Genomic DNA, 23,690 nt, shown 5'->3' on the forward strand with positions numbered 1-23,690 from the left:
CGTTACGCTTTCTTCACGCAATCGCGCGATGACCAATCGTTAGGTTGTGAGGGGGCGTCATGTCAGAATCCAGCATTCATATCGCAGTCACCGGTATTTCCGGCCGGTTGGGGCGCGCCATCGCGACAGAAGTGATCCGCGCCAATGACTTGTCGCTGGTCGGCGGCATGGTCAGCTCTGACTCTCCCAATCTGGGCGCAGATCTGGGGGAGATGTGCGCCGCCGGGTTCATGGGGATCGAAGCTGTCGTCTCTTTGGAACAGGCTACGGATCAGGCCGATGTGCTGATCGACGCGTCCTTGCCCAAAGTGACAAGCGCGATCGCGCCGCGACTGGCGTCCATGGGCCATCGCGCCCTGGTCACCGGCGTAACGGGACTGGATGACGAGCAGCAGGCGGCGCTCTATCAAGCCGCCGAAGTCATCCCCGTGCTTCAAGCGAGCAATTTCTCTCTCGGCGTAGCTCTGGTGGAGCGTCTGCTCGCCCAGGCGGCCAAGGCGCTGGCGGCGGAGCACTTTGATATCGAGATCATTGAGGCGCATCACAAGCGCAAGGCGGATGCGCCCTCGGGGACGGCCCTGAGCCTGGGCGAAACAGCGGCGCGCGCGCGGGGCGTTGATCTGGACAGCGTCGCTCAGTTCAACCGACCGCGCCATGATGGGCATCGCCCGATGGGCGCGATCGGATTTTCCGCCATTCGTGGCGGCGGCGTGGTGGGCGAACACGAGGCGCGTTTCCTCTCGGCGTTTGAAGAAGTCAGTATTTCCCACAAGGCCTATGACCGGTTTATTTTCGCCCAGGGCGCGCTGGAGGCGGCGCGCTGGATCAAGGGCAAGGCGCCGGGGCTGTATTCCATGCAGGACGTTCTGGGTGACTGATAAGGCTGACACGCTGCGCGGGCCTTATCTGGAGGTTCGGCTGCACCAGGTGTCGCCTTTGCCTCCCGTGCTGAACGGCGTGCTGGTCAGCCTGAGCCTGTATGGCTTTTATCTCTTGCTCTCAATGCAGGTGGGCCAGCCGATCATCGAGCCTGCGGATCAGGGCGTGCGGTTTAATCCGGCGGCCTGGGCGGCGCTGGTCATCTGCCTGATTTTCGGCGTGGCCACGACCATGCCGGCGATCACGCAGGCGCAATGGCGCGCCTCTCTACCCCAGGTGCGTGCGGTTCTGGACGCTGCAGGGCAAGACAAGGCCGAACAGATCGCCATTGGGCCGACGCGGCGTCAGTCGCGGACCTCTCTTGTGGCCTTCGCGATCGGGGGGATTGTCGGCCTGTTGGTCAATATCTGGCTTCTCAACCCGCCCAACATGCCGTGGCGTGACTACTGGACCTCCATCTCGCCCTTTTTCGCCATCATGAACACGGTGGTGTTCGGGCTCGCGGCGCGGGGCGGCTATATGGTCCGGTATGAGGATCGCGAGATGAAGCGCCTGGTGGAAAACCATCTTCAGGTCGATCTGGCGCATCTGGAGCAAAATCAGGTGTTTGGTCGGCTGGCCTTGCGCGGGGCGCTGGCCTGGCTGGTGATGACGGCGGTCATCTTGCTGTTTTTCGTGGAATCAACGCCGGCTCTGATCTCGGCGACGGCGCTGGGCTTCGCCTTGCTGGCGGCGGGTTACGCCTTTGCGACCACCATAGGGCCCGTTGTGCGAAAGTGTTCCGATGTTCGCGACGAGGCGCTCAAGACCGTTCGGGAGCGTATTCAAGCGCGCGCCAATATTCTGGTGACCGGAGCGCCCGGCGAGGCGGCGCCGGTGTCCGAGCTGATCGCCTATGAAACATGGCTTGAGAAACTTCCGGTCTGGCCGATCTCCGCGCCTGTGACCCGGCGCTTGGCGCTTTATGGCTTTATCCCGGTGCTGGCCTGGTTTGGCTCGGCGGCGGCTGAACTTGTGCTCAACCGCGTCTCCTGAGCTCAGGCGTGCCCGAACAGGTCCGGCTGACGGGTCAGGGTTTCAAAGTCCATACGCTGGGCGGGGCGCCGCAGACGGGTGAGCGTGCGGCTTGGCGGCGGTGCGACCATGGGGGCGGGCGCTTTGAGCGTCAGGCCCAACGCGGCGGCCTTGGTGCGAATGGCGCTGTCAGGACGGCCTAGTTTCAAACTGATCAGACGCAGGCTGGCGCCCTGGCGCGCGAGCGCCTTGAGCAGCTTCACATCCTCGCCACGCCAGCGCTTGCCGGCGTTGCGCGCATACCCTGCGGACTTGGTTGCATAGGCCATTGTTCCACTCCTTATGAAGTAGAACATAAGCGGAACATTGTGGAACGTCAAGAGGTCTGAAAAAAGGCCCGCCATGCAGGCGGGCCTTTGAGCGCTGACGCTCTTACCAGCTGCCGGTGTTTTCCATGCTGGCCCAAGGCTCTGAGGTCTCCAGCGCCTCGCCTTGCTGCAACAGCTCCACTGAAATGCCGTCGGGGCTTTTGACAAACGCCATCCGGCCGTCCCGCGGCGGGCGGTGGATGACATAACCCATGGCGGCCAGGCGGGCGCACAGGGCGTAGATGTCTTTCACCTCATAGGCCAGATGGCCGAAATTGCGGCCGCCGGAATAGGGCTCAGGGTCCCAGTTATAGGTCAGCTCGATCATCGGCGCGCCTTTGGGCAGAAGCTTTGAGTCTGCGTTCACGCCCGATTTGGCGATATCATCCGGGCTGGCCAGAAAGACGAGGGTGAAACGTCCGGCGTCGTTCTCGCTGCGGCGCACTTCCTTGAGGCCCAGACCGTCGCAATAGAATTTCAGTGAGGCGTCAATATCGGTGACGCGCACCATGGAATGCAGAAAGTGCATGTGGGGCTCCTTTTGAGGGGCTTAGCTGTCGGTCTCTGAATCGGCGGTGTCGATCTTGATCTTGCGCGCCCATTTGGGGCGGGGCCGCCATCCGGTGTCTTCAATGGGCTCGCCGCGCGCCCGCGCCAGAGCGTGGTTGAACGGTTCAGGCGCGCGCAAATGGTGCAGGCGCGCAATGAAGGCCGCCAAAGCCGCCCAGATGAACACGACGCCGAAGAAGAGCGAGAACATGAAGACATAGCCCGTGCGTCCGCCCCAGTCCGGCGCCCCGTTGGCGCGCCAGATCACGTCATAGAGCGCCGGCACCGCCAGAAGCGCCGCGGGGCTGACAATGATGGCGGTCGCAGCGGCTGCGGCGGCGTAGAGCGTCCAGCGCGGCTGAAAGCAGGTGACGAACAGGCGCACGAACGCGTCCTGGCTCACCCCGCGCACGCTGGCGGGCTTTTCCGCGCACCGCGTCTGGTATTCCTGCGTCGCTTCCTGGGTCAGTCCGCGCACGGCGAAGGCCCAGCGGCTCAGGCTGGCGAGGATGAACAGGACGAAAACGCCCCCGAGAATGTATAGCGACAGATCAAACATGGGACGGGTTTTAACCCGTCGCGGCCTCATAGGCGAGCATTGCGCGCTTACGATCGAGACCCCAGTGATAACCGGTTAGTCGGCCGTCTGCGGCGAGCACGCGGTGACAGGGAATAAGCCAGCTGATCGGGTTCGCGCCCACGGCTGCGCCCGCCGCCCGCGCCGCCTTGTCGCGTCCCGCCGCGCGGGCGATATCGCCATAGCTGACCGTGCGGGCGGGGGGAATCGCCAGCAAGGCCCGCCAGACCTGTCGGCGGAACGGCGCCCCATAGAGCGCGAGCGGCAGAGGGGCTTCTCCAGCCTGGGCGTCAAACACCCGGCCCGCCCAGTCGCGCGCCCGGGCGTCATCTCGCACGAAGCGCGCCATCGGAAAACGCCGGGCGAGGTCATCAAAGGCTTCGTCTTCTTCCCCTCGATTGCAGAAGGCCAGCCCGGACAGGCCGCGGGGCGCGATCAGGAACACGGCGCTTCCAAAGGGGGAAGGCGCAAAGCCATAGCTGAAATCAAGCCCGGATCCGCCGCTTTTCACCTCGCCGGGCGTGGCGGCTTCTTCGGCGATGAAAATATCGTGCAGGCGCGACGGACCTGACAGGCCGGTCTCGAGCGCTGCATCCAGAACACTCGCCCCGTCCACAAGCAATTTGCGGGCGCTGGCGTGGGTCAGGGCCTGAACCAGCTTTTTCGGACTCGCGCCGGTCCAGCGGGTGAAGACGCGCTGGAAATGATGCGGGGACAGGCCCGCGGCCCGCGCAGCGGCGGCGAGGTCGGGCTGGTCGCGCCAGTGCTCAGACAAGTAATCGAGCGCTGCGGTCACGCGCTCATAATCCGCTGCGCGGGTCTGCAGGCTGTCGGGATCGGCGTTAAGGGGCAAATCGGTCGTCATGAACGCACAGTGCCGGTCGCGTTCAGGCGCCGCCACCTGATTCTTGCGCCAGCTGCGGCCCGCGTGCCCGACGCGCATCCTCGAGCGCGTTGCGGACGGCGTCCGCCAGGCTTTCGCGCTCCTTGGGAGACAGCCAGCTGCCGATGATCAGGCTTTTGCCCATGGCGCTCAGCCGCGCCTGTACATCGGGTTCGCCCTCACCTTCGACGCTGACCCGGGTCCAGGCGCTGGGCAGGATAAACTGGGTGAGATGGCCGGTCGGATAGCGCCGGGTGATGCGGATTTCCCGGCGCGTGATCTTGATCGTCTCCATGCGGCGACCGTCGCGGTAGGACATCTTGAAGCCCAGCCAGATCAGGAACACATCGAGACCGAAAAAGCCCAGGACAGGCCAGGCGCCCATCAGCATGAAGCCGATTCCGGCGGAAAAGCTGATCACGGCCATGGCGATCATCAGCGCGATAAAACCGGGATTGGGCAAGGATCGGTTGGGCTGCACCTGCGCGTCCATATACAGCGCTTCATCTTCAGCCAGCGGCGGGGCTGAAGGGTCTGCAGGCCAGGTCTCATAAATCCGGCGACGTTCCATATCTGGCAAAATAGGGCGCAGGTCGGGCCTTGGCCAGTTGTCGGCGATGAGATCCAAACACTCAGGCAAACACAGTGACCATCTGCCGGCCCTTGGCCACGCAGGCGCCATCCGTGTTCCAGATGGTCATGTCCTGGGTCGACAGCCCGCCGCGCACATGATCGGCGCGGCATTCCAGAAGCCACCAGCCATCGCGGGTTTCAGGCGCATCGGTCAGCAGATCCATCATCCAGGTCATTGACGATAGCGGGGTGGGTTTGCTCAGCATCGGGGTCAGCGCGGGCGGCAGCACGTCGCCAAGGCACATCAGGCTCAGCGGATGATCGCGTGAGGCGCTGTCTTTGTGGCGCGCCCACATGCGCACCACCGCCTTGCCAGAGTTCAGGAACGGTATGCCGCCCCCAGCCCAGATAAAGTCGAAATTTCGGGTGAAGCCTGGCGCACCGTCAGGGAAGGTCAAAAGTTCGCTTTCTGCGCTCGGCGCCGTCGCGCGCTCGGGCATGGGCGCGGGGTCAAGCGACAGCGCGGACTCGCGTTCGCCACAAAAAGTGAAGACGGTTTCAAGCCCGATCCCCGCCTGGCTGGTCAATCGGCTGCGCACCGAACACGCCGTGCGGCCTTCGCGCAGTTTCTCAGCCGTCACCTCCACTTCGCCCTCGCTGGGTCCGACAAAGCTGATCTGCGCGCTGCGCAGCGGACGCCCGCCGGCATGGGGCAGCGCCCCGTGAAGACAGAGCGCCGCGGACAGGCCGCCATAGACCGTCCGCCCCTGCTTCCAGCTCTCTGGCACGTCCAGCGTGAACCCGGTCTCTGTGGGGCGGGCCCCAGTCATCATTTCAGCAAGGGACATGGGCGCAATCCTGTCGCAGTGAACGCTGTTCAATCGGGGCGGCATAAGACCGGGTTCCGCCAAGGCGTGCAAGCAGGCCGCTGAAGTCTGACGTGAATCTGAACGCTCCGGCCTTTCTCACGCCCAATTCAGGGTCTAGACAGACGGTATGAACACGACCGCACTTCTCCTCTCCGCCGCGCTGAGCCTGTTCACAGGCGCTCAAGCGACCGAAGCCCCTTTCGACACTGCTGCAGACGCGCAAACGGATGCGCCCGTCGCCGTTGAAGAGGCTCTGCCCGAACCGCAAACAGTCGAGGCTGCGCCGGGCCAGATCAGCCCCGAAGCGGGCGCTGCGCGCGCTCAGGCCTGGCTTGAAGGGCTCGACACCTTGCGCGCCCGGTTTGACCAGATCGCCGCGGATAATTCTGAAACCTCTGGCGTGCTTGAAATCGACCGTCCCGGCCGCGCCCGGTTTGATTATGATGATCCCAATCCGGTGCTGGTCGTGGCGGATGGGTCGACGGTGGCGATTGCTGACTTCGCTCTCGAAACCATTGACCGCGCGCCCATCGGCGCGACGCCCTTGCGGTTTCTGCTTCAAGACGAACTTAATCTGGCCGGTGCGGGCGTGGTTCAGGACGCCGGTCGCTATGAGGGCCGTCTCTATGTGACGCTGGAAGATCCCGATGGCGAGATTCAGGGCCGTCTGACCCTGGTGTTTGACGATGCAGACCCGGACGCCGCCCCTGACGCGATGATGCTGGCGGGCTGGTACACGGTGGACGCCATGGGCGGCATGACCGAAGTGCGCCTCAGCGAGATCGAAACCGGCGTGCGGATCAGCCCGCGCCAGTTCATTCTGGATGATGAAGACGTGATGGGCGGCGATGATCGCCGCCGCCGTGGTCGCTAGGGAATAGCCGCTAGGCGCTAGAGCGCCCACCAGAACAGCAAGGCCGCCAGGCCCAGCCGGTAAATCACGAACGGCAGGAAACCCAACCGGTCCACCACCCGCATCAGCACCGCGATAGACGCGAGCGCCGCGAAGAAGGACAGCACGGCGACGATCAGCCCGTCTGTCAATGAATGGGCGGAGTCCGCGCCGCGCGCCAGCTCGATCACGGCCAGAAGGCCGAAGGCTGCGATCACCGGCACGGCCATCAGCATGGAAAAGCGCGCCGCCTCGCTACGCGTCATGCCCAGGGCGCGCGCTGCGGTCATGGTCACGCCCGACCGGCTGGAGCCAGGGATCAGGGCGAACATTTGCGCCAGTCCGATCAGCGCCGCGCCGCGCCAGCTAAGGGTTTCTGTCGTCACCGTCTGTTTGCCGAAATGGTCCGCCAGCCAGAGCGGCAGCGCCAAAATCAGCGTCGCCCAGGCGATCACCAAAGGCGCGCGCAACGCATCCGCCATGCCGGAGACATAAAGCCCGCCGCCCGCGATCAGCACCGGCGGGGTGGCGATAGCGATCAGCAGCGCCAGCTTGCCGCCCGGCGTCATCCGTCCTTGCAATAGCGCCAGCTTGCCGGTGACCACGTTTGCAACATCGGCCCGGAAGTACACCAGAACCGCGAACAGGGTGCCCAAATGCGCCATCACGTCGATCAATGGTCCCTGATCGGCGTCCCCTAGAACTTGCGGTGCGAGGATGAGATGGGCGGAGGATGAGATGGGAAGAAATTCGGTGATCCCTTGGACGATCGCCAGAATAATGAGATGTAGAAGACCCATAATGCGTCGCTCCCCCGCGATTGACGCGGCGCAGAGTGCGCGCGATTGAACAGATCGCCAAGAGCCAATCCCTCTTGGAAAACAGATAAGGACAGACCGCCATGGCGCATGACGCGCTGGATGCAGGCCCGGGCAAGATCGCGCCCGCCGAGGCGCAACTCATCACCGGGCGCGTCACGCGCCTGTCGGTCATGGTGGCGTTGACGCTGGTGATCGCCAAGCTGGCCGCCTGGATCGCCTCGGGTTCGGTCGCCATGCTAGCGTCCCTGGCGGATTCAGGACTCGATCTGGTGGCGTCCCTGACGACGTTTTTCGCCGTGCGCTATGCGGCGAGCCCGGCGGACAAGGAACATCGCTATGGTCATGGCAAGGCTGAGGCGCTCGCCAGCTTGCTGCAAGCGCTTCTGGTGGCCTTGTCAGCGGGCTATCTGATCCATGAATCGTGGAATCGCTTCCAGAATCCTCAGCCGATTGACGCTGGGCCTCTGGCGCTGGGAGTGATGGGCCTGTCAATCGTGATGACCCTGGGGCTGGTCTATATGCAGACCCGCGCCGTCAAGCAGACCGGCTCCTTGGCCGTGTCGGGCGACCGCGCGCACTATTTCGCCGATCTGGGCTCGAATGTGGTGATCATCAGCGGTCTTGTTCTGGCGCTGGCGGGGTGGGAGCGCGCCGACCCGATCATGGGCTTTATCGTCGTGCTCTGGCTGTTCTGGACGGCGTTTGAGGTCGGTCGCGATGCGATCGGCTCCCTGATGGACCATGAATTGCCCGACGAAGAGCGTGAACAGATCCTCGCCCTCGCCGGTGACGATGACCGGGTATTGGGTGTGCATAATCTGCGCACGCGCGCCTCTGGCCCCTTCATCCATATCCAGATGCATATGGAGCTCGACCCCGATCTCACCCTCACCCAGGCGCATGCGATCCTGGTGGCGGCGGAAGCGCGGGTGATGATGGCTTATCCGGCGGCGGACGTGCTCATTCATCCTGACCCCAAGGGCCGCGCCGCGCCTCATGGAAACGCCTATTTCGATGAAGAAGACCCGGCGAGTGCAGGTCCAGCCGATGAACCGGCTTAAGCCGTATCGCGAACCGCGTTAGGGTGTCGCCATGCGTATTTTGCACCATTGGCCCCTCGACCCCTGGTCCCGACAGGTCCGCCTCGCCCTGGCGGAGAAGAAGCTCGATTTCGAGACGGAGTACCAACGCTTCTGGGACGCGCCTGACGACTTGCTGGCGCTCAACCCCACGGGCCTGCCGCCCGTTCTGGTCGAAGAGACAGAAAAGGGCCGCACCGCCCTGTGCGAGAGCCGGGCGATCCTGGAATATCTTGAGGAAACCCATCCCGAGCCGCCGCTCTTGCCGGGCGGGCCGGCCGATCGCGCCGAGGCGCGGCGCCTCGCGGCCTGGTTTGACGTGAAGTTCTCCGCCGAGGTGAACGCCTATCTGCTGCACGAAAAGCTCGAAAAGCGGGTGCAGTCATTGGGCGCGCCGGACATGGAGGCGATCCGTATCGGGCGGGACGCCCTGCGCTGGCACCTCGATTATATGTGCGGGCTCCTGGACCAGCGCGACGGGCTGGCCGGGCCGCGCTATACGCTGGCCGATCTGGTCGCGGCCGCGCATCTGTCGTGCGTGGATTATCTGGGCGATGTGCCGTGGGATGATTTTCCCGCCGCCAAGGCCTGGTATCAGCGCATCAAATGCCGCCCCGCCTTTCGCGCCGTCCTGGCGGATCGTCTGCCCGGATGCCCGCCAGTGGATGGCTATCAGGATCTGGATTTCTAGGCTAGCGTGTACCTATGGCTGCTTCCGAAGGACAATTGGCTTTGGAGTTAGTGCAAGCGCTCACGGCAGAGGCGCGGGCGCATCGAGAGTATCTGCAATCTTTATACACATTAATTGCCGGATTTGCCGGTGCTGCAGTAGTGATTGCTGCGGCATTGATCAGTGTTTTCAATAGAGCTGAATTAAAAAACTTAAGAAAAGAACTCGAAGCGACTTACCATAAGGAGGCATCCCAGGCGGCTGAGGAAGGCGTGAAGATGATCAAGACGGAAGTTGAAAGCCTCCGGTCCAAACTAATTGATCATGAGTCCGCTGCTAAAAGAATGCTAGATGATATTGCTAGATACTCTACAATTACTTCCGCTTCTAAAAGTGAAGAATCCAACATGGTATTGAGCGAGACGAATTTTAATTCCATTGGCACCCATGTTGATATTAACATAAAAAATATAGCCTCAAACTTCGGCTTGAATTTTATAGAAATATCGCAAAATACCGGCGGCATTGATGAAGAAATAATAAATAGTATGAGTGGAATCATATTTATTGACGTTAGAATGTTAGGTTTGTCCGCGTCGACAAATATAATGAATGATATTGTAGGAAAGAATACACAATTCATAGACATAATTTCTTATTGGCCGGAGCATTCCAACATTCCTAGCGTTTTTAAGAATTATACTGATGCGATTTCTGGATACTCATCTTTGATCAGTTCTCTCACGAAACTTTCGAACAGAGCGCAAAAAGCGAATTAGCGCTATGCATCATAATATTAGTACGCGTACCAATCAGGCCGAGCGAGTCAGGGCCCTGGCGCTGGAGGCCGGCTTTTCGGTCGTTCGCGTCACCCGCGCTGATGAGCCTTGGGAGGCTGGCGCGCGCTTACGCGAATTCGTCGAGGACGGGCGCCATGGCGAGATGGCGTGGATGGAAGACACGCTGGAGCGACGTTCCCATCCCACCGCCATGTGGCCCGATGCAAAATCAGCGGTGGTGGTCGGCCTTGATTACGGACCCGAGCACGACCCGCTGGAGATCCTGGAGCGCACCGACCAGGCCGCGATCAGCGTCTATGCCCAGAACAAGGATTATCATGACATCCTCAAAAAGCGCCTGAAGCGCTTCGCCGGCGCGTTTCATCGTGAAACCGGGGAGGACGTGAAGGTGTTTGTCGACACCGCGCCCTTGATGGAAAAACCGCTCGCTCATAAATCCGGGCTCGGCTGGCAGGGCAAGCACACCAATCTGGTGAGCCGCACCCATGGCAGCTGGCTGTTTCTGGGGGTGATGCTGACCGCGGCTGAGCTGACGCCCGATGCGCCGGAAACCGATCATTGCGGCTCGTGCCGGGCGTGTCTCGACATCTGCCCGACGAACGCGTTTCCAGCGCCCTATCAGATCGATGCGCGGCGTTGCATCTCCTATCTGACGATTGAGCATAAAGACCCGATCCCGGCCGAGTTTCGCGCCGCCCTGGGCAACCGGATCTATGGCTGTGACGATTGTCTGGCGGTCTGCCCGTGGAACAAGTTCGCGCAAGCCAGTTCCGAGGCCGCGTTTCATCCGCGCGAGGCCCTGACCGGCCCCAAGCTCGCAGAACTGGTTCAGCTTGATGATCCCGGGTTTCGGGAATTCTTCAGGGGCTCGCCGATCAAACGGATAGGCCGGGATCGATTTGTCCGCAACGTTTTGATTGCTCTTGGTAATTCGGGCGATCCAGCGCTGGCGGAGCGGGCCGCTGTCTTGCTCGACGATCCGTCAGAGCTGGTGCGCGGCGCGGCGATCTGGGCGCTGGCACGTTTGGACGCCGAGCGCTTCGCCGCCGAGAAAGCGCAACGCAGCGACGCGGAGCTCGATCCAGACGTCGCTGCGGAATGGATGCAGGTCTAGGCTTCGCCGATGCGCGGCGGGCCGCCCTTGTCCGCTTCGCTGGGGCCAAAGGCGCGGTTCAAAAGCTGGGTTGAATCCTGCGCCAACTCGATCGCTTCGGTGAGGTGATCGAGCACTTTGACGTTATTGGCCAGCACATGCAGGGCTTCGGGGCGTTCATCGCTGGAGATCTTGGTGCAGCGGGTCAGTACATCGGCCCGCAGCTCCATCAGGATGTCTTCCAGCTTTCGGCCGGTCGGGTTCTCGTGAGACACCAGATAGCGCGTCATGTCCGCCTCCGTGAATTGCAATCAGGAGGTTATGTGTACGCCCTGACCCCCTCATTTTTCGTAAACGCAGGGTCTGGCCCTTGAAGCGCGGACCGTTTGAGGCCAGCTTGCCCCACGACAGCTCAGGAGGACATCATGGCGGACAAGATCGGCGCAGACGCTTTTCTCAGGCAGTTTGACGGCTGGACGGCGGTTGAGGATCGCGACGCGGTGCGCAAAGTCTTCAAGTTTTCTGATTTCAAAAGCGCTTTCGCCTTGATGACCCAGGTCGCGATGAAGGCGGAGCAGATGGACCACCATCCAGAATGGTTCAATGTCTACAACACTGTGGATGTGACGCTTTCGACCCATGACGCCGGTGGCGTCACCGAACTGGATGTGGAGCTGGCGCGCTTTATCGAAGAGCGCGCTGCTATCCTGAACGCTTGATAGCGTTAGGCGATCAATTGGCGTGAATGATCACAGTATCGAGCACGACCGTCGCCTGTCCCGGCCCGATCAGGCGGTCGGTTTCCGCTTGCAGCAGGCGGGCGATGGCGTCTGCGTCGGGAATGTCGCCCCAGCGATACATGCGGCCCGAATACATCAGCATGGCCTGGGAATACGCATCGCGCAGCCAGAGCTGGCGTTCGGCGATGGTCTGGCGCGTCCGGCTGTGCGGCGCATCCAGCGCCAGACCCACCTGCAACAAACCACGCATGCGGTAATCAGCTTGCACCGAGGCCCGGATCGGCTCTATCCGGACATAACTGCGCGCGTGGCTGAGCGATCGTCCGAGCGCTTCTTCGGGCGCCGCCTCCGGGGCGGGCGCTGCCGGAGCGCCGCCCAGAGCATGGGCGGGCGCAGCGCAGAACAGAGCGCACACCGCGAGCAGACGCAGGATATGATCCAGAGTTTTCATACCTTCGTAATGACACATCGAGGTAAAGAAACAGTATGGTCTTTTGAGTTGGCGTAGCAGGCGCTAGGGTTGCAAACGCTCACGCCCTGAGGGGGAATGGAATGAATACATATTTCGCATCAGCACTGGTTGTGGGCGCACTGGCCCTGACGGGAGCGAGCGCGGCTCAGGCTCAAATCGCCGAAGGGTCGCAAGCCAGTCCCGTGCCGACCAATTACATCGCCGCCGGCGCGGCGATGCTGCCCGATTACGCCGGCTCTGACGATTATCGGGTCATTCCTTTCGGTGCGGCGCGTTTCGAGCTGGGCGGGGTTGAGTTTCGGACCCAGGGGCCGGGTCTGGCCGCCAATCTGTACGAGACCGGGCCGTGGGAATTTGGCGCCTATGTGCGCTGGTCGGGCGGCCGCGATGATGTGGAAGACGAGATCGTAGATCGCATGCGCGACGTGGACTCCTCCCTGATTGCAGGCGGGTATGCGCGCCTCACGGTCGCGGAAGGCGTTTTGACCGAGCGTGACCGCTTCGGCCTCGGCGTTGATCTGGGTGTGGACGCCCTGGGCAATTTTGACGGCCTCGCCTGGAGCGCTTCGGCGGATTATGGCGTCATGGTCTCGCGCGGCGTGTTTGCGGCTTTGTCGCTGTCCGCCAGCGGTTTCTCCGATGATTACGCTGACACTCTGTTCTCGGTGGATGCTGTGGACGCGGCGGCGACCGGTCTGTCTCTGTATGCCGCTGAAGGCGGCGTGCGGGATGTGGGTCTGACCGCGATTGTGGACGTTTCTGTCTCGCGCAACTGGTCTGTAACGGGCGTTGCGGGCTATTCGCGGCTTCTGGGCGATTACGCCGACAGTCCGATTGTGACCGAGCGCGGCAGTGAAGATCAGGTCTTCCTGGGTCTGGCGCTGGGACGGCGGTTCTAGAAACAGGCTTCAGACAGTCTTGGACGCCCCTGCAGACCGGTCTGCAGGGGCGTTTTTGTATTCAAAATGAGTGGTCGCGCCTGAATAAGACGGGCATGGCGCAGTGAGTCACAATCCCGTAAACTCAGAAGGGTTATATAACGCTTCTGAAGGCTCGCATGATTACGCTGACCATCAATGGACGTGTTGCTGAGGGTGAAGCCGGACTGACCGTGCTTGACGCAGCGCGTGCGGCGGGCGTGTCCATTCCGACACTGTGCTGGTATCCGGGCCTGCCGGCTCATGCCGTCTGCCGCATGTGTCTTGTTGAAATCGAAGGCGCCCCCAATCCTCAGCCCGCGTGCACGACTGTGGTCAAAGATGGCGATGTCATCGAAACAGAAACGAACGCCCTGCGCGCGTTTCGCCAGACCAACGCCGAATGGCTGTTGGCGCGCCATCCCAATGATTGCCTGCATTGCGAGGTGAGCGGTGCTTGCCAGCTCCAGCGTCTGGTGCGCGAGCATGAATGGGAGACGCATTGGCCTGCATCCGCGGGTCAGGCGCCTGACGCCCATGATCCTGACCTGACCGATCATACCTCGCCAAGCATCTGGCGAGATCTGTCCAAATGTATTGAGTGCGGTCTGTGCGCGGAGGCCTGCGGCGAACCGGGGCAACAACTGAATGTGATCGGGTTCGCCGATCGGGGGGAAGAGCGTCGGCCGGTCACCGTTTTTGATCAGCCTTTAAGCGAGACCGATTGCATTTCCTGCGGTCAGTGCACGCTTGTATGCCCGGTCGGGGCGCTGATCGAGGCGCCGCATTGGCATGAGGTGCTCAAGCGGCTCGATTCCCGTCAGCAAGTGTCTGTGGTTCAGGTGGCGCCGGCGACGCGGATCGCGATCAGCGAAGAGTTCGGCTTCAAGCCCGGGACGATCAGCACCGGTCGCTTGATCAACGCTTTGCGGCAATTGGGCTTTGACTATGTGTTTGACACTAATTTCGCGGCGGATCTGACGATCATGGAAGAGGGTTCAGAGCTTCTTGCCAGGGTGAAGGCCGAGACAGACCTGCCGCTTTTCACCTCCTGTTGTCCGGGCTGGGTGAACTGGGTGGAATTGCACCGGCCTGACCTGTTACCGCATCTAAGCACCACGAAGTCTCCTCAACAAATGCATGGCGCCTTGTCCAAGCGCAGCCTGTTCGCCCGCTCTCTGGGCCCCGAATACGCCGACGGCGCCAAAGAACCCTATGTGGTCAGCGTCATGCCTTGCACGGCCAAGAAAGACGAGGCGGCGCGCCCGGGCCAGTCTGGCGATGTGGACCATGTGCTGACCACGCGCGAGCTGGCCCGGATGATCCGCTCGCGCGGCATCGCTTTCGGCGCTCTGGATGAAGACGGCGTCTTTGATAATCCGCTGGGTGACAGTACGGGCGCGGCGCAAATCTTCGGGGCTTCAGGTGGCGTGATGGAGGCGATGGCGCGCACGGCCGCGCACCTTGTGGATCCAGACGGTGCGCCAACACTGGAATGGCGGGCGTTGCGCGGCGTGCATGCAGGCGTGAAGACCGCTGAGGTCCCGGGTGTCGGCGCGGTCGCCGTCTGCAACGGCATCGCCGCAGCGCAGCGCATGCTGCAAACAGATGACTGGCGCACACACTATGTGGCGATTGAGGTGATGGCGTGCGTCGGCGGCTGCCTGGGCGGTGGCGGCGAGCCGAAATCCATGGATCCAGACGTGCTGACCAAACGCGCTCAGGCGATTTATGCGGTGGATGGACAGGCGCCGCGTCGCCGCTCTTTTGAAAATCCCGACGTTCAGACGCTCTATGACAAACAGCTGGGGCGCCCCAATTCAGCGGCCGCCCAGGCCCTCCTCCACACCCGATATGCCGAAAGACGCTCCAAACGGGCGCTTTTGATGCGGTTTCTGGACTGCGTCGACCGGCGAGACGGGCGCGCGGCGGCAGCGTTGTTTCATCCTGATGGGTCCTGGTCCACAGCGTCGCACTTTGGTGATGTTCAGGGCTCGGATAAGATTGAGGCTTTGATTGCATCCCGTTTGCCGCCGCGGCGATACGGCCCGGCATTTTTGCGGCATCAAATGGCCTCAGCGGCCGATGGCGACGACCTCAGGGTCGTCATGCCAGATGGTCAACGCTGCCGGTTTGAACTCGAGCTTGAAGCGGTCCAGCGGGAGGGGCCATCCACACCATTGATCAGGTCGCTGGTGCGGCATGCCGATTGAATGGGCTTGGGAAAAATCTGGTGGAGCCGAGGGGAATCGAACCCCTGACCTCGTCATTGCGAACGACGCGCTCTCCCAACTGAGCTACGGCCCCGTTCCAGAGTGGGCGTGAGGTAAGAACCTCGCCTGATCTTGTCAAGAATTTCGACATACGTGGCGGATGATTGACGTTTGCGTAAACGGTACTTCGTTATAAAACATGCGCCATGGGTGAGGGGACAGGAATTTTCGGTGAAGCCTTGCTTCATCAGTTCGGCATGGGAGACGAAGCGGAGCCGCTTGTCTTTCATATGCTGACGCACGCCCTGGTGTTCTGCGCCTATGCCCTGATCGCAGGCACGCTGATCTGGCAAATCCGTCGAAACAAGAAACTGCTGCGCCTGAAAATGGTGCGCATTGTGATCGTCCTGGCGTCTCTGGCCGGGCTGGCGCACTTGGCGGGCCTTTTGTCAGTGGGCATGCCTCATCCGCGTCTCGATGCTGTGGTGCATCTGCTCAGCGCGGCCTTTGGATTGTGTGGCGCGATCCTGCTCTGGTATTGGCTGCCGCAAATGCTGGCCATGGCGCAGGAGCGGCGACTGACGCCGGTCAACATGGTCAGTCGCGCCGATTTTCAGGCTTTGCAGGCGAAGCTGGATAGAACGCATGAGGGGCTGCAGCGCTTTGCCGCGGCTGCGTCGCATGATTTGCGCGCTCCGCTGCGGCATATTTCAGTGTTCGCGGGCTTGATCGAGCGTGAGGAAGGCGCCCAGCTCACGCCTGCCGGTCGTGACTATCTGGAGCGTCTGAACACGTCCGTGACACGGATGCAGAGTTTGACCGACGCCCTTGTGGAGTACGTGCGCGCGATCAGTGCGACGCATGCGCCCTCCCGGCTCGAGTTGCGCGACAGTCTCGTTTCGGTTCGCAAGGAGCTGGAGCTGGACATCGAGAGCCATAAAGCGGTGATCGAAGTCGCGCCCATGCCGTCTGTCTGGGGGGATGAGCAGCTTGTCTCGATGGTCTTGCATAACCTGGTCGAGAATGCGTTGAAGTTCTCCAAGGATCCGCCGGTCATCAGGGTTTATGCGCGGGACGCCAAAGACGGGTGGGTGGAGATCGTTATCGAGGATGAAGGTCCTGGTATCGATCCGCGCCAAAGCGAAATGATCTTCGACGTCCTGTTCCGCATGTCTTCCGGTCCTGTAGAGGGCGTCGGGCTGGGACTGGCGCTCTGCCAACAGATTGTCGAGGCTGCGGGCGGGCGAATCTGGCATGATCCGGACTATGACGCCGGGGCGCGGTTTGTGTTCACGCTGCCCGCTGCGCCTTGAGGGCGACCGAAGCCGCTTGTCAGCGCGGGCCGGTGAAGGCTAGACCAGCACCCAGTGAAGAGAGTTCTGAACGCGAGCGCTGATATCCATGGAACACATGTCTCTGGCGCAGGTCCTGGTTTACCTGTTCCTCCTGATCCCGCTGCAATTGCTGGTTTATGTCATCTTTGTGGGGGTGATCCTGAGCTGGCTCATCTCCTTTAACGTGGTCAACGCGCACAATCAGCTTGTCAGCACCATCTGGCGGCTGACCAGCACCATCACCGAGCCGTTGCTGCGTCCGATCCGTAATTTTCTGCCGCCTCTGGGCGGGTTGGACCTGTCGCCGCTTGTCTTGTTGTTGTTGATCATGTTCGTGCGCAACTGGCTGATCCTTGGACAAATCTTCCCCCGTCTCGCCTAGCGGCCTACCCGCTCAGGCGCAACAGGGCGGCGTGCGCCTGTTCGTCAGGGTTCAGCCCAAAGCGTCACGCGCCGGATTTGAAGGCGTTCGCGAGGGCGCCGACGGACGGGTGCGTCTGACGGCGAAAGTGCGCGCCGCGCCGGACAAGGGCGCCGCCAATACAGAGCTGTGCGCGATGGCGGCCAAAGCGCTCGGCGTGGCCAAATCCGCAGTCAGCGTGGTCAGCGGCTCCACCCAGCGTGAGAAAACCCTGTGGGTTGAGTCTGGTGAGACAAAGGCGCTGCTTGACGCCGTCACGGCCATGCTTCATGACCCCGCTCCATGACCGACATCATCACGTCCTCTGACGCGGCCGCCAAGCTGATTGACGGCAAGGCCGCCGCCGCCGCCGTTGACGCCGCCGCCGCAGACGGCGCGCGTCAGATTGAAGCCGCCCTGGGCCGTCCGCCGTGTCTGGCCGTTGTTTTGGTGGGAGATGATCCCGCCAGCCAGGTCTATGTACGCAATAAGGGCCGCCGCACCGAAGCCGCGGGCATGCGCTCGGTGGAGCATCGCCTGCCTGCCGACGTCAGTCAGGCCGACGTCGTCGCTCTGGTGCAGGCCTTGAACGCAGACGACGGGGTCGACGGAATTCTGGTCCAGTTGCCATTGCCGGCGGGCCTTGATGAAACTGAAGTCGTCCAGACTATCCGCCCAGATAAGGATGTGGACGGGCTGACCGCTCAAAGCGCCGGCGCCCTGGTCTTGGGCGCGCCCGGCATGCGGCCCTGCACGCCGTCAGGCAGCGTGTTCCTCGCCAAACAGGCGCTGGGCGATCTGACGGGCAAGTCCGTGGTGGTCATCGGACGGTCGATCTTGGTGGGCAAGCCGGCGGCGCTGTTGTTCCTGGCGGAAAACTGCACGGTCACTCTGGCCCATTCGCGCACGCAGGACCTGCCCGCAGTCTGCCGGCAGGCCGACATTGTCATCGCAGCGGTTGGGCGTCCCAATCTCGTTAAAGGCGATTGGATCAAGCCCGGCGCTTGTGTCATCGATGTGGGGATCAATCGCGTTGAGGGCGAGGCGGGCAAAAGCCGTCTTGTGGGCGATGTGGATTTTGATCAGGCCATTGAAACCGCAGGTTTCATCACGCCGGTGCCTGGGGGCGTGGGTCCGATGACGATCGCCATGCTGCTTGCGAATACGGTCGCCGCTGCAGCCAGGCGTGCTAAAGTATCCGTACCGGACAGCGTCAAAGATGTTTTGCCGGGTTAAAACCTGCTTAATCATGCATCCAGTAGTTTAGTGCCAACGGGAGAGAGTGATGCCGCAGAGTTTGTCTGTTCTTCATGTTGAAGATGACTTCGCAGACGCGATGTTGCTCCAGCACGCGCTGTGCGATGCAGGCGGCTATGACATGGAGCTTCAGGTCGTCCGGACGCTGCGTGACGCCCGCTTCAAGCTCTCTCGCAAGACATATGACCTTATCATCGCCGATTTGCGTTTGCCTGATTCCACCCAGCCCAGCGAAACGGTGAATTTGCTGGAGCGTCAGGCGAAGGGCACGCCCATTCTGGTGCTCAGCGGCTCAGCGGGTATCGACCTGCAGAGCAGCGGCGATCAGGTGAAGTTTCTCGACAAGAATGATTTCCTGAACAAGGATCTCGACGAGAAGAGCCATGAATTGCTGTTCTGGGTGAAAAGTATCGCCCAGGGTCCAAGTACAAGTGTTATTCTGGATGATTCATCAGGAACTTACGAGATCTGATCTGGTCTCATGCTGGATGGAGTAGGCGCGCAGCCTATTTGCCGATCCATGACTGATTTAGCGACATTTCCAGAGGGATTCCGCGCCCTGATCGTGGGCGCATCCGGTGGCGTGGGGCGCGCTCTAACCACGCAGCTTGTGGATCATCCAAGGTGTGCGGAGGTATTCGCCGCCAGCCGGTCCGGCGTCGACATCGCAGGCGCTCAGTCCTTGTCCATCAACTATGATGACCCGCAGTCAGTGGAAGACGCGGTCCTGGCGGCTGCTGAACAGGGTCCGCTTCATCTCGTGATCGTCGCCAGCGGCGTGCTGGTGGATGACGCGGGGCGCGGGCCTGAAAAATCCTGGCGCCAGATTGATGCTGATCACATGAAGGACGTGTTTAAAATCAATACGCTCGGCCCGGCTCTGGTGGCGCGCAGCGCGCTGGACACGCTGGCGAAAGGCGGCAAAACCGCTCCGGAGAAGGCTGTTTTCGCAGCCCTGTCAGCACGCGTTGGCTCCATATCGGACAATCGTCTGGGGGGCTGGCACAGCTACCGCGCGTCCAAGGCGGCCCTGAACCAGATATTGAAAACTTGCGCCATAGAGCTGGCGCGCAAACGCCCGCACGCCGCCTGCATCGGATTGCACCCTGGTACGGTGGACACGTCCCTGTCAGAGCCGTTTCAGGGCAATGTGCCTGAGGGAAAGCTGTTCACGCCCGAGTACAGCGCGGGACGTTTGCTGCAGGTCGTCGATCAGGTGACAGCTGAGCAGAGCGGCTGCGTTTTTGACTGGGCCGGCGACATTATCGACCCTTAAGCGCTTGAGCTTTTCATCAAGAGCGGTTTTCCTCCCTGTCTGACGCATTCAGGGAGGACATCATGACCGGACACATCGACCCCGCACGCGAGGCGTTCGCACTGTTCAAGGATTTGCCGCGCGACGAACCGATTCAGATGCTCAACCTGTTGCGCTTGCGTGAGAAAGCCGCTTATCCCGATGGGCGCGATGTGAGCGGGTTTGACGCATACAAGACTTACGGGAAAACGTCTGGACCGATTTTTCAACGCGTGGGCGGCACGATTGTCTGGCGCGGTGCGCCGCAACTCACCTTGATCGGTCCGTCCGATGAGCGCTGGCATCTGTCTTTTGTCGCCGCCTATCCCAACGCCGCTGCTTTTCTGGAGATGGTGACGGACCCCGTCTACCAGGGCGAAGCCGTGCCGCACCGTCAGGCCGCCGTGCTCGACAGCCGTCTGGTGCGCCATACTCCGTTGGAGCTGAGCTCTGAATTCAGCTGAGGCCTTCCTTGAGGAGCCCTAGCTGCATCGCCATCCGCACCAGATGTGACAGGCTTCGCGCCTGCATCTTCTCCACCACGCGCGCCCGGTGAATCTCCACCGTTCGGGCGCTGATGCCCAGCTTGTGAGCGACCACTTTGTTGGGGTGACCCGCGGCGACTTCGATCAGCACTTCGCGCTCACGCGGGGTGAGGTTTTCAAAACGCTCGGCCAGGGACGCCAGCGCCTGGCTGGCTTCGGCTTTTTCCTGGCCTGCTTGCAGCGCCAGCTCGACGCTTTCAAACAGGCGTTCTTCTTCATACGGCTTTTCAATGAAGTCGAGCGCGCCAGCCTGCATGGCGCGCACCGCCATGGGCAAATCTCCATGACCGGTGACGATGATCACGGGCAGGGTCGCATTGCGAGCGCTCAGTTCTTCTTGAACCTGAAGCCCGGACAGGCCCGGCATGCGCACATCCAGCACCGCGCACCCCGCCCAGTCAGGCGCATACTCGGCCAGAAAGGCTTCGCCGCTGTCAAAAGTCTTCACCTCATGACCGGCGGAAAGCAGGAGCGCTTCCAGGGATTCGCGGGCGGCGGCGTCATCATCAACCACGTACACGAGGGGGGAAATATCAGTCATGCTCGGTCTCCTGGCGTAATGACGGGCAGGCAGAAGCGAAAGACCGCTCCGCCACCGGGGCGGTTCTCTGCATGGATGTCGCCGTCATGGTCTGAGATAATGGAATGGCAGATCGACAGACCCACGCCCATGCCATCGGATTTACTGGTGTTGAAGGGCTGAAACAGTTTCGCCTGCTGGTCTTGCGACAGGCCGGGGCCCTGGTCGGCGACCTCGACCCAGATCTGCTCATTGCTGCTCCAGCACGCCACATTGATGACGCCCTGCGCCTGTTCGCTCATGGCTTCGGCGGCGTTGCGGATGAGATTGAGCAGGACCTGCTGGATGTTCACCCGCTGCAACAAGGTGTGCGGCGCGTCCGGATCCAGCTCGCACGACAGCGACAATCCGGCGGCTGTGACTGCTGGCTCGATCAGGGGCAGCGTGTCATGGATCACGTCATAGGGGCTGGCGAACTCGGTCTCTGCTTCTCCTTTGTCGAGGAAGGTGCGCAAGGAGCGGATGATTTCACCGGCGCGGGACGCCTGCGAGATCGCCTTCTCGACCATTTGAAGGGTGCGCGATTCGCCGTCGAACTCGGTTTTTGAGAGGCGGCGCGCGGCGGCGAGATAGTTCATCACCGCCGACAAGGGCTGGTTCAGCTCATGAGCCATGGCCGAAGCCATTTCCCCCATGGCGCTGACGCGGGAGACATGGTGCAGCTCGCTTTGCAGCGCCCGCGCGCGCGCTTCAATCTCACGACGAACGCTCAGATCCGTGGCGAGAACCAGAAGGCCTGTGCGGTTGGCGTAGCGGATGCGGCTGGCGGACAAGCGCACCGGAATGCGGTCGCCTTCAGCTGTGACGGCGAATGGCGTTTCGGTTTCCGCCGCGCCCTCGCGTTGAACCTTACGCCAGAAGGCCGGGATCTCACCGGGGGCGCCCACAAACAGGTCTTCGGCGCGCAACAGCCGTAATTGCGCTTCGCTATATCCAAACAGCGCGCAGGTTTGCTTGTTCTCGTCGAGAACGAAGCAGGTTTCGGCGTCGATCAGGAAGCCGGCGGCGTTAGAGCCGTCAAACATGGCGCGGTAGCGCTGTTCGCTATCACGCAAATCCTGCTCGGCGCGTTTGCGCTCGGTGATATCGCGAAACGACACCACCGCGCCTGCGATCCGGCCATCATCCCAGATGGGCGTGCTGACATACTCCACAGGGAAAGACGTACCGTCCTTACGCCAGAATACATCATCATAGATGCGGTGAATCTTGCCGTCGCGCGTTGCTTCATGGATGGGGCATTCACAGCTGGGGAAGTGTCGACCATCGGCATGGGAATGATGCACCAGCTCATGCAGGTTGCGCCCGAGCATCTCGTCCACTGAATAGCCTGACATGCGCGCCGCTGCGGGGTTTACAAAAGTTGAGATGCCTTGGACATCAATCCCGTAAATCCCGTCGCCAGACGCCATCAAGATGAGATCGCGCTGGCGGCGGAACAGGTCAGCCGGATTCTCACCTTTGCTCAGGTCTGTGTCTGACATGCGCGATCCTTTCCCCCCAGCCGATAGTTCTAGACCAGAAACTTCAGGTCTGACGAGAAGGTTGGGTACGCATAGGTCATCGTCGCCAGATCGGTCGCCGTCAAACCGGTCTTCATGGCGAGCGTGAACAGATGGATCACTTCTTCCGCGCCATGCCCGGCCAGATGCGCGCCCAAGATCAGACCGGTTTCCGGATCAATCAGCACTTTGGCGAAGGCGAGGGCTTCGGCGTAAGTCTTGGCGGAGCGCCAGTCGCGCAGATCATTGATTTTCACGACCGGATTATGGCCTGCCGCCTTGGCGGCGGCTTCATCCAGACCGACGCTGGCGATGGCGGGGACTGTGTAAACAGCTGACGGGATTGTCGAATAATCCGGCCTCGCATCAGCGCCCAGAATGGCGTTTTCGCCCGCAATGCGGCCTTCATAACTGGCGACCGGGCTGAGCTGCGGCGAGGTGGCCAGCGCGTCTCCCGCCACATAGACGCATTCATTGGAGACGCTGCGCAAATGGGCGTCCACGTCAATCCGGCCCCGATCTGCTTTGATATCGCCTGCTTCCAGATCCAGCGCTTCAACCGCTGGACGACGCCCGGCGCCATTGACCACCAGATCGGCGTTCAACGAGACGGTTTCATCGCCGATGACGGTCTCGACAAGAAAGGCGTCATCGTCTCGTTCAATGGACTGGACCGTGACGCCCGTATGGATCGTGACGCCCAGGCTGCGGGTGTACTCCACCAGCGTATCCACCATGTCCGGATCAAGACGCGGCAGGACCCGCGGCGCCGCTTCCAGGATTGTCACCCGAGCGCCGGCGCGGATCAGGACATGGGCGAATTCAAGCGCGATGACGCCGCCGCCGATGAAGACCACTTCGTCAGGCAAGGCTTCCAGCGTCAGCAAGTCGTCACTGGTCACCGTATGCACCCAGCCCTTGATCGGCAGGGTTGCCGGCGCGGATCCGGTGGCGATGACGATCTTGTCAGCCGTATAGGTCTCGCCCTCCACCTCGACGGCGTTCGGGCCGATGAAGACCGCCTTGCCCGTGACCAGCGTCATGCCGCGGTTGAGGATCGAGGATTTGAACATGTCCGGCACGCCGTCCACAAAGGTGCGCTCGCGCCGGATCAGGGCGGGCCAGTCGAGCTGGACCTCGCCTGTGGTTATGGCGTGTTCGCCCGCACGGGCGATGACATCGAGGCTGGCGGCGGCGGCGACCAGCACTTTCTTGGGCACGCAGCCGCGAATGGCGCAGGTGCCGCCCACATCACGCGATTCAATCAAGGTGACGGATTTGCCTTCGCGATGAGCGACTCCGGCGGCGGCCATGCCGGCGTTTCCAGTGCCGAGAACCAGAAGGTCTGAGTGATGGGTCATGGGTCAGT

At 61.8% G+C, this 23,690-nt stretch carries 29 protein-coding genes and 1 tRNA gene; 17 read left to right on the forward strand and 13 right to left on the reverse strand.

Translation table 11 applies throughout. The annotated features are described in order from the left end of the window. Positions 1-59 precede the first annotated feature (59 nt). Together dapB and ACQ66J_RS07530 are read left to right on the forward strand one after the other, a co-directional pair. Positions 60-878 carry a 4-hydroxy-tetrahydrodipicolinate reductase gene (gene dapB / locus ACQ66J_RS07525; RefSeq protein ID WP_375547725.1) on the forward strand — a complete coding sequence of 273 codons (819 nt, stop codon included), beginning with the start codon at positions 60-62 and terminating at the stop codon, positions 876-878. Beyond that, the gene (locus ACQ66J_RS07530) at positions 871-1,914 is read left to right on the forward strand and encodes a hypothetical protein (RefSeq protein ID WP_430431116.1); all 1,044 of its coding nucleotides are present in this window, start codon (positions 871-873) and stop codon (positions 1,912-1,914) included. Before dapB ends, ACQ66J_RS07530 begins: the two co-directional genes overlap by 8 nt. A 2-nt stretch (positions 1,915-1,916) precedes the next feature. Here ACQ66J_RS07530 and ACQ66J_RS07535 read toward each other — a convergent pair whose 3' ends face one another. From ACQ66J_RS07535 to ACQ66J_RS07560, 6 genes are all read right to left on the reverse strand, one after another. After that, positions 1,917-2,222, reverse strand: coding sequence for a hypothetical protein (locus ACQ66J_RS07535; protein WP_375547723.1), 306 nt, complete (start codon positions 2,220-2,222; stop codon positions 1,917-1,919). Positions 2,223-2,325: 103 nt separating this feature from the next. After that, positions 2,326-2,790 (reverse strand): VOC family protein, encoded by a 465-nt coding sequence (locus tag ACQ66J_RS07540; protein WP_430431117.1) that lies wholly within the window; start codon positions 2,788-2,790, stop codon positions 2,326-2,328. Between the two features lie 21 nt (positions 2,791-2,811). After that, a complete protein-coding gene (locus ACQ66J_RS07545) occupies positions 2,812-3,369 on the reverse strand; it encodes a hypothetical protein (RefSeq protein ID WP_375547722.1) in 558 nt (185 codons plus the stop codon). Positions 3,370-3,379: 10 nt separating this feature from the next. Next, entirely contained in the window at positions 3,380-4,330 is a 951-nt protein-coding gene (locus ACQ66J_RS07550) for a methylated-DNA--[protein]-cysteine S-methyltransferase (RefSeq protein ID WP_430431118.1), read from the reverse strand. After that, entirely contained in the window at positions 4,275-4,841 is a 567-nt protein-coding gene (locus ACQ66J_RS07555) for a DUF2244 domain-containing protein (RefSeq protein WP_430432241.1), read from the reverse strand. Before ACQ66J_RS07555 ends, ACQ66J_RS07550 begins: the two co-directional genes overlap by 56 nt. Positions 4,842-4,902: 61 nt before the next feature. Continuing rightward, positions 4,903-5,691: a thioesterase family protein gene (locus ACQ66J_RS07560; RefSeq protein WP_375547720.1), complete on the reverse strand. Its 789-nt coding sequence runs from the start codon at positions 5,689-5,691 to the stop codon at positions 4,903-4,905. A gap of 148 nt (positions 5,692-5,839) precedes the next feature. Here ACQ66J_RS07560 and ACQ66J_RS07565 point away from each other — a divergent pair, with 148 nt between their 5' ends. After that, the gene (locus ACQ66J_RS07565; RefSeq protein ID WP_430431119.1) at positions 5,840-6,586 is read left to right on the forward strand and encodes a LolA family protein; all 747 of its coding nucleotides are present in this window, start codon (positions 5,840-5,842) and stop codon (positions 6,584-6,586) included. A gap of 17 nt (positions 6,587-6,603) precedes the next feature. Here the strand turns inward: ACQ66J_RS07565 and ACQ66J_RS07570 are convergent, their stop codons facing one another. Then, entirely contained in the window at positions 6,604-7,404 is an 801-nt protein-coding gene (locus ACQ66J_RS07570; protein WP_430431120.1) for an undecaprenyl-diphosphate phosphatase, read from the reverse strand. Between the two features lie 101 nt (positions 7,405-7,505). Here ACQ66J_RS07570 and ACQ66J_RS07575 point away from each other — a divergent pair, with 101 nt between their 5' ends. Genes ACQ66J_RS07575 through queG form a run of 4 tightly spaced genes read left to right on the forward strand, consistent with a single transcriptional unit; the run spans position 7,506 to position 11,088 of the window. Continuing rightward, positions 7,506-8,486, forward strand: coding sequence for a cation diffusion facilitator family transporter (locus ACQ66J_RS07575; protein ID WP_430431121.1), 981 nt, complete (start codon positions 7,506-7,508; stop codon positions 8,484-8,486). A 31-nt stretch (positions 8,487-8,517) separates the two neighbouring features. Next, positions 8,518-9,195, forward strand: coding sequence for a glutathione S-transferase family protein (locus ACQ66J_RS07580; protein ID WP_430431122.1), 678 nt, complete (start codon positions 8,518-8,520; stop codon positions 9,193-9,195). Between the two features lie 14 nt (positions 9,196-9,209). Then, positions 9,210-9,953 (forward strand): hypothetical protein, encoded by a 744-nt coding sequence (locus ACQ66J_RS07585; RefSeq protein ID WP_430431123.1) that lies wholly within the window; start codon positions 9,210-9,212, stop codon positions 9,951-9,953. A 4-nt stretch (positions 9,954-9,957) separates the two neighbouring features. After that, complete coding sequence (queG, locus tag ACQ66J_RS07590) at positions 9,958-11,088, forward strand: tRNA epoxyqueuosine(34) reductase QueG (protein ID WP_430431124.1); 1,131 nt, start codon at positions 9,958-9,960, stop codon at positions 11,086-11,088. On the opposite strand, the gene ACQ66J_RS07595 is transcribed toward queG, so the two are convergent. Further along, positions 11,085-11,357: a histidine kinase gene (locus ACQ66J_RS07595; protein WP_375547714.1), complete on the reverse strand. Its 273-nt coding sequence runs from the start codon at positions 11,355-11,357 to the stop codon at positions 11,085-11,087. The genes queG and ACQ66J_RS07595 overlap by 4 nt on opposite strands. A gap of 135 nt (positions 11,358-11,492) precedes the next feature. On the opposite strand from ACQ66J_RS07595, the gene ACQ66J_RS07600 reads away from it, so the two are divergent. After that, positions 11,493-11,786, forward strand: coding sequence for a 4a-hydroxytetrahydrobiopterin dehydratase (locus tag ACQ66J_RS07600; RefSeq protein ID WP_430431125.1), 294 nt, complete (start codon positions 11,493-11,495; stop codon positions 11,784-11,786). 13 nt (positions 11,787-11,799) lie between these two features. Here ACQ66J_RS07600 and ACQ66J_RS07605 read toward each other — a convergent pair whose 3' ends face one another. Beyond that, a complete protein-coding gene (locus ACQ66J_RS07605; RefSeq protein ID WP_375547712.1) occupies positions 11,800-12,258 on the reverse strand; it encodes a hypothetical protein in 459 nt (152 codons plus the stop codon). A 101-nt stretch (positions 12,259-12,359) separates the two neighbouring features. Here ACQ66J_RS07605 and ACQ66J_RS07610 point away from each other — a divergent pair, with 101 nt between their 5' ends. Further along, positions 12,360-13,178, forward strand: a complete 819-nt coding sequence (locus ACQ66J_RS07610) for a MipA/OmpV family protein (protein ID WP_430431126.1) — start codon at positions 12,360-12,362, stop codon at positions 13,176-13,178. Between the two features lie 158 nt (positions 13,179-13,336). Next, positions 13,337-15,409 (forward strand): [FeFe] hydrogenase, group A, encoded by a 2,073-nt coding sequence (locus ACQ66J_RS07615; protein ID WP_430431127.1) that lies wholly within the window; start codon positions 13,337-13,339, stop codon positions 15,407-15,409. 18 nt (positions 15,410-15,427) lie between these two features. Here ACQ66J_RS07615 and ACQ66J_RS07620 read toward each other — a convergent pair. After that, positions 15,428-15,503: transfer RNA gene (locus ACQ66J_RS07620), tRNA-Ala, on the reverse strand. A gap of 112 nt (positions 15,504-15,615) precedes the next feature. Here ACQ66J_RS07620 and ACQ66J_RS07625 point away from each other — a divergent pair. The 7 genes from ACQ66J_RS07625 (at position 15,616) to ACQ66J_RS07655 (ending at position 20,158) form a co-directional block, all read left to right on the forward strand. Next, entirely contained in the window at positions 15,616-16,722 is a 1,107-nt protein-coding gene (locus ACQ66J_RS07625) for a sensor histidine kinase (protein ID WP_430431128.1), read from the forward strand. An 88-nt stretch (positions 16,723-16,810) separates the two neighbouring features. Next, entirely contained in the window at positions 16,811-17,125 is a 315-nt protein-coding gene (locus ACQ66J_RS07630; protein ID WP_375547708.1) for a YggT family protein, read from the forward strand. Beyond that, entirely contained in the window at positions 17,097-17,450 is a 354-nt protein-coding gene (locus ACQ66J_RS07635) for a DUF167 family protein (protein ID WP_430431129.1), read from the forward strand. The genes ACQ66J_RS07630 and ACQ66J_RS07635 overlap by 29 nt, the downstream gene beginning before the upstream one ends. Next, complete coding sequence (gene folD, locus ACQ66J_RS07640) at positions 17,447-18,379, forward strand: bifunctional methylenetetrahydrofolate dehydrogenase/methenyltetrahydrofolate cyclohydrolase FolD (protein WP_375547706.1); 933 nt, start codon at positions 17,447-17,449, stop codon at positions 18,377-18,379. Before ACQ66J_RS07635 ends, folD begins: the two co-directional genes overlap by 4 nt. 49 nt (positions 18,380-18,428) lie before the next feature. After that, positions 18,429-18,872, forward strand: coding sequence for a response regulator (locus ACQ66J_RS07645; RefSeq protein ID WP_375547705.1), 444 nt, complete (start codon positions 18,429-18,431; stop codon positions 18,870-18,872). Positions 18,873-18,920: 48 nt separating this feature from the next. Then, entirely contained in the window at positions 18,921-19,676 is a 756-nt protein-coding gene (locus ACQ66J_RS07650; RefSeq protein ID WP_430431130.1) for an SDR family NAD(P)-dependent oxidoreductase, read from the forward strand. A 62-nt stretch (positions 19,677-19,738) separates the two neighbouring features. Then, entirely contained in the window at positions 19,739-20,158 is a 420-nt protein-coding gene (locus ACQ66J_RS07655) for a DUF1330 domain-containing protein (RefSeq protein ID WP_430431131.1), read from the forward strand. On the opposite strand, the gene ACQ66J_RS07660 is transcribed toward ACQ66J_RS07655, so the two are convergent. Genes ACQ66J_RS07660 through ACQ66J_RS07670 form a run of 3 tightly spaced genes read right to left on the reverse strand, consistent with a single transcriptional unit; the run spans position 20,151 to position 23,682 of the window. Beyond that, positions 20,151-20,780, reverse strand: coding sequence for a response regulator transcription factor (locus ACQ66J_RS07660; protein WP_430431132.1), 630 nt, complete (start codon positions 20,778-20,780; stop codon positions 20,151-20,153). The two genes, ACQ66J_RS07655 and ACQ66J_RS07660, sit on opposite strands and share 8 nt — an antisense overlap. Next, positions 20,777-22,303 (reverse strand): PAS domain-containing sensor histidine kinase, encoded by a 1,527-nt coding sequence (locus ACQ66J_RS07665; RefSeq protein WP_430431133.1) that lies wholly within the window; start codon positions 22,301-22,303, stop codon positions 20,777-20,779. The genes ACQ66J_RS07660 and ACQ66J_RS07665 overlap by 4 nt, the downstream gene beginning before the upstream one ends. 29 nt (positions 22,304-22,332) lie before the next feature. Then, entirely contained in the window at positions 22,333-23,682 is a 1,350-nt protein-coding gene (locus tag ACQ66J_RS07670) for a dihydrolipoyl dehydrogenase family protein (RefSeq protein ID WP_430431134.1), read from the reverse strand. Positions 23,683-23,690: the final 8 nt, after the last annotated feature.

Origin of the sequence: Oceanicaulis sp., from assembly GCF_965284345.1 — a bacterium.
In the GTDB taxonomy this organism is placed as follows: domain Bacteria; phylum Pseudomonadota; class Alphaproteobacteria; order Caulobacterales; family Maricaulaceae; genus Oceanicaulis; species Oceanicaulis alexandrii_A.

Coding starts and splice junctions, on each gene's coding strand:
- dapB (WP_375547725.1), top strand. CDS start 60: ATGTCAGAATCCAGCATTCATATCGCAGTCACCGGTATTTCCGGCCGG.
- ACQ66J_RS07535 (WP_375547723.1), bottom strand. CDS start 2,222: ATGGCCTATGCAACCAAGTCCGCAGGGTATGCGCGCAACGCCGGCAAG.
- ACQ66J_RS07540 (WP_430431117.1), bottom strand. CDS start 2,790: ATGCACTTTCTGCATTCCATGGTGCGCGTCACCGATATTGACGCCTCA.
- ACQ66J_RS07545 (WP_375547722.1), bottom strand. CDS start 3,369: ATGTTTGATCTGTCGCTATACATTCTCGGGGGCGTTTTCGTCCTGTTC.
- ACQ66J_RS07550 (WP_430431118.1), bottom strand. CDS start 4,330: ATGCGCGTCGGGCACGCGGGCCGCAGCTGGCGCAAGAATCAGGTGGCG.
- ACQ66J_RS07555 (WP_430432241.1), bottom strand. CDS start 4,841: ATGGAACGTCGCCGGATTTATGAGACCTGGCCTGCAGACCCTTCAGCC.
- ACQ66J_RS07560 (WP_375547720.1), bottom strand. CDS start 5,691: ATGTCCCTTGCTGAAATGATGACTGGGGCCCGCCCCACAGAGACCGGG.
- ACQ66J_RS07565 (WP_430431119.1), top strand. CDS start 5,840: ATGAACACGACCGCACTTCTCCTCTCCGCCGCGCTGAGCCTGTTCACA.
- ACQ66J_RS07570 (WP_430431120.1), bottom strand. CDS start 7,404: ATGGGTCTTCTACATCTCATTATTCTGGCGATCGTCCAAGGGATCACC.
- ACQ66J_RS07575 (WP_430431121.1), top strand. CDS start 7,506: ATGGCGCATGACGCGCTGGATGCAGGCCCGGGCAAGATCGCGCCCGCC.
- ACQ66J_RS07580 (WP_430431122.1), top strand. CDS start 8,518: ATGCGTATTTTGCACCATTGGCCCCTCGACCCCTGGTCCCGACAGGTC.
- ACQ66J_RS07585 (WP_430431123.1), top strand. CDS start 9,210: ATGGCTGCTTCCGAAGGACAATTGGCTTTGGAGTTAGTGCAAGCGCTC.
- queG (WP_430431124.1), top strand. CDS start 9,958: ATGCATCATAATATTAGTACGCGTACCAATCAGGCCGAGCGAGTCAGG.
- ACQ66J_RS07595 (WP_375547714.1), bottom strand. CDS start 11,357: ATGACGCGCTATCTGGTGTCTCACGAGAACCCGACCGGCCGAAAGCTG.
- ACQ66J_RS07600 (WP_430431125.1), top strand. CDS start 11,493: ATGGCGGACAAGATCGGCGCAGACGCTTTTCTCAGGCAGTTTGACGGC.
- ACQ66J_RS07605 (WP_375547712.1), bottom strand. CDS start 12,258: ATGAAAACTCTGGATCATATCCTGCGTCTGCTCGCGGTGTGCGCTCTG.
- ACQ66J_RS07610 (WP_430431126.1), top strand. CDS start 12,360: ATGAATACATATTTCGCATCAGCACTGGTTGTGGGCGCACTGGCCCTG.
- ACQ66J_RS07615 (WP_430431127.1), top strand. CDS start 13,337: ATGATTACGCTGACCATCAATGGACGTGTTGCTGAGGGTGAAGCCGGA.
- ACQ66J_RS07625 (WP_430431128.1), top strand. CDS start 15,616: ATGGGTGAGGGGACAGGAATTTTCGGTGAAGCCTTGCTTCATCAGTTC.
- ACQ66J_RS07630 (WP_375547708.1), top strand. CDS start 16,811: ATGGAACACATGTCTCTGGCGCAGGTCCTGGTTTACCTGTTCCTCCTG.
- folD (WP_375547706.1), top strand. CDS start 17,447: ATGACCGACATCATCACGTCCTCTGACGCGGCCGCCAAGCTGATTGAC.
- ACQ66J_RS07645 (WP_375547705.1), top strand. CDS start 18,429: ATGCCGCAGAGTTTGTCTGTTCTTCATGTTGAAGATGACTTCGCAGAC.
- ACQ66J_RS07650 (WP_430431130.1), top strand. CDS start 18,921: ATGACTGATTTAGCGACATTTCCAGAGGGATTCCGCGCCCTGATCGTG.
- ACQ66J_RS07655 (WP_430431131.1), top strand. CDS start 19,739: ATGACCGGACACATCGACCCCGCACGCGAGGCGTTCGCACTGTTCAAG.
- ACQ66J_RS07660 (WP_430431132.1), bottom strand. CDS start 20,780: ATGACTGATATTTCCCCCCTCGTGTACGTGGTTGATGATGACGCCGCC.
- ACQ66J_RS07665 (WP_430431133.1), bottom strand. CDS start 22,303: ATGTCAGACACAGACCTGAGCAAAGGTGAGAATCCGGCTGACCTGTTC.
- ACQ66J_RS07670 (WP_430431134.1), bottom strand. CDS start 23,682: ATGACCCATCACTCAGACCTTCTGGTTCTCGGCACTGGAAACGCCGGC.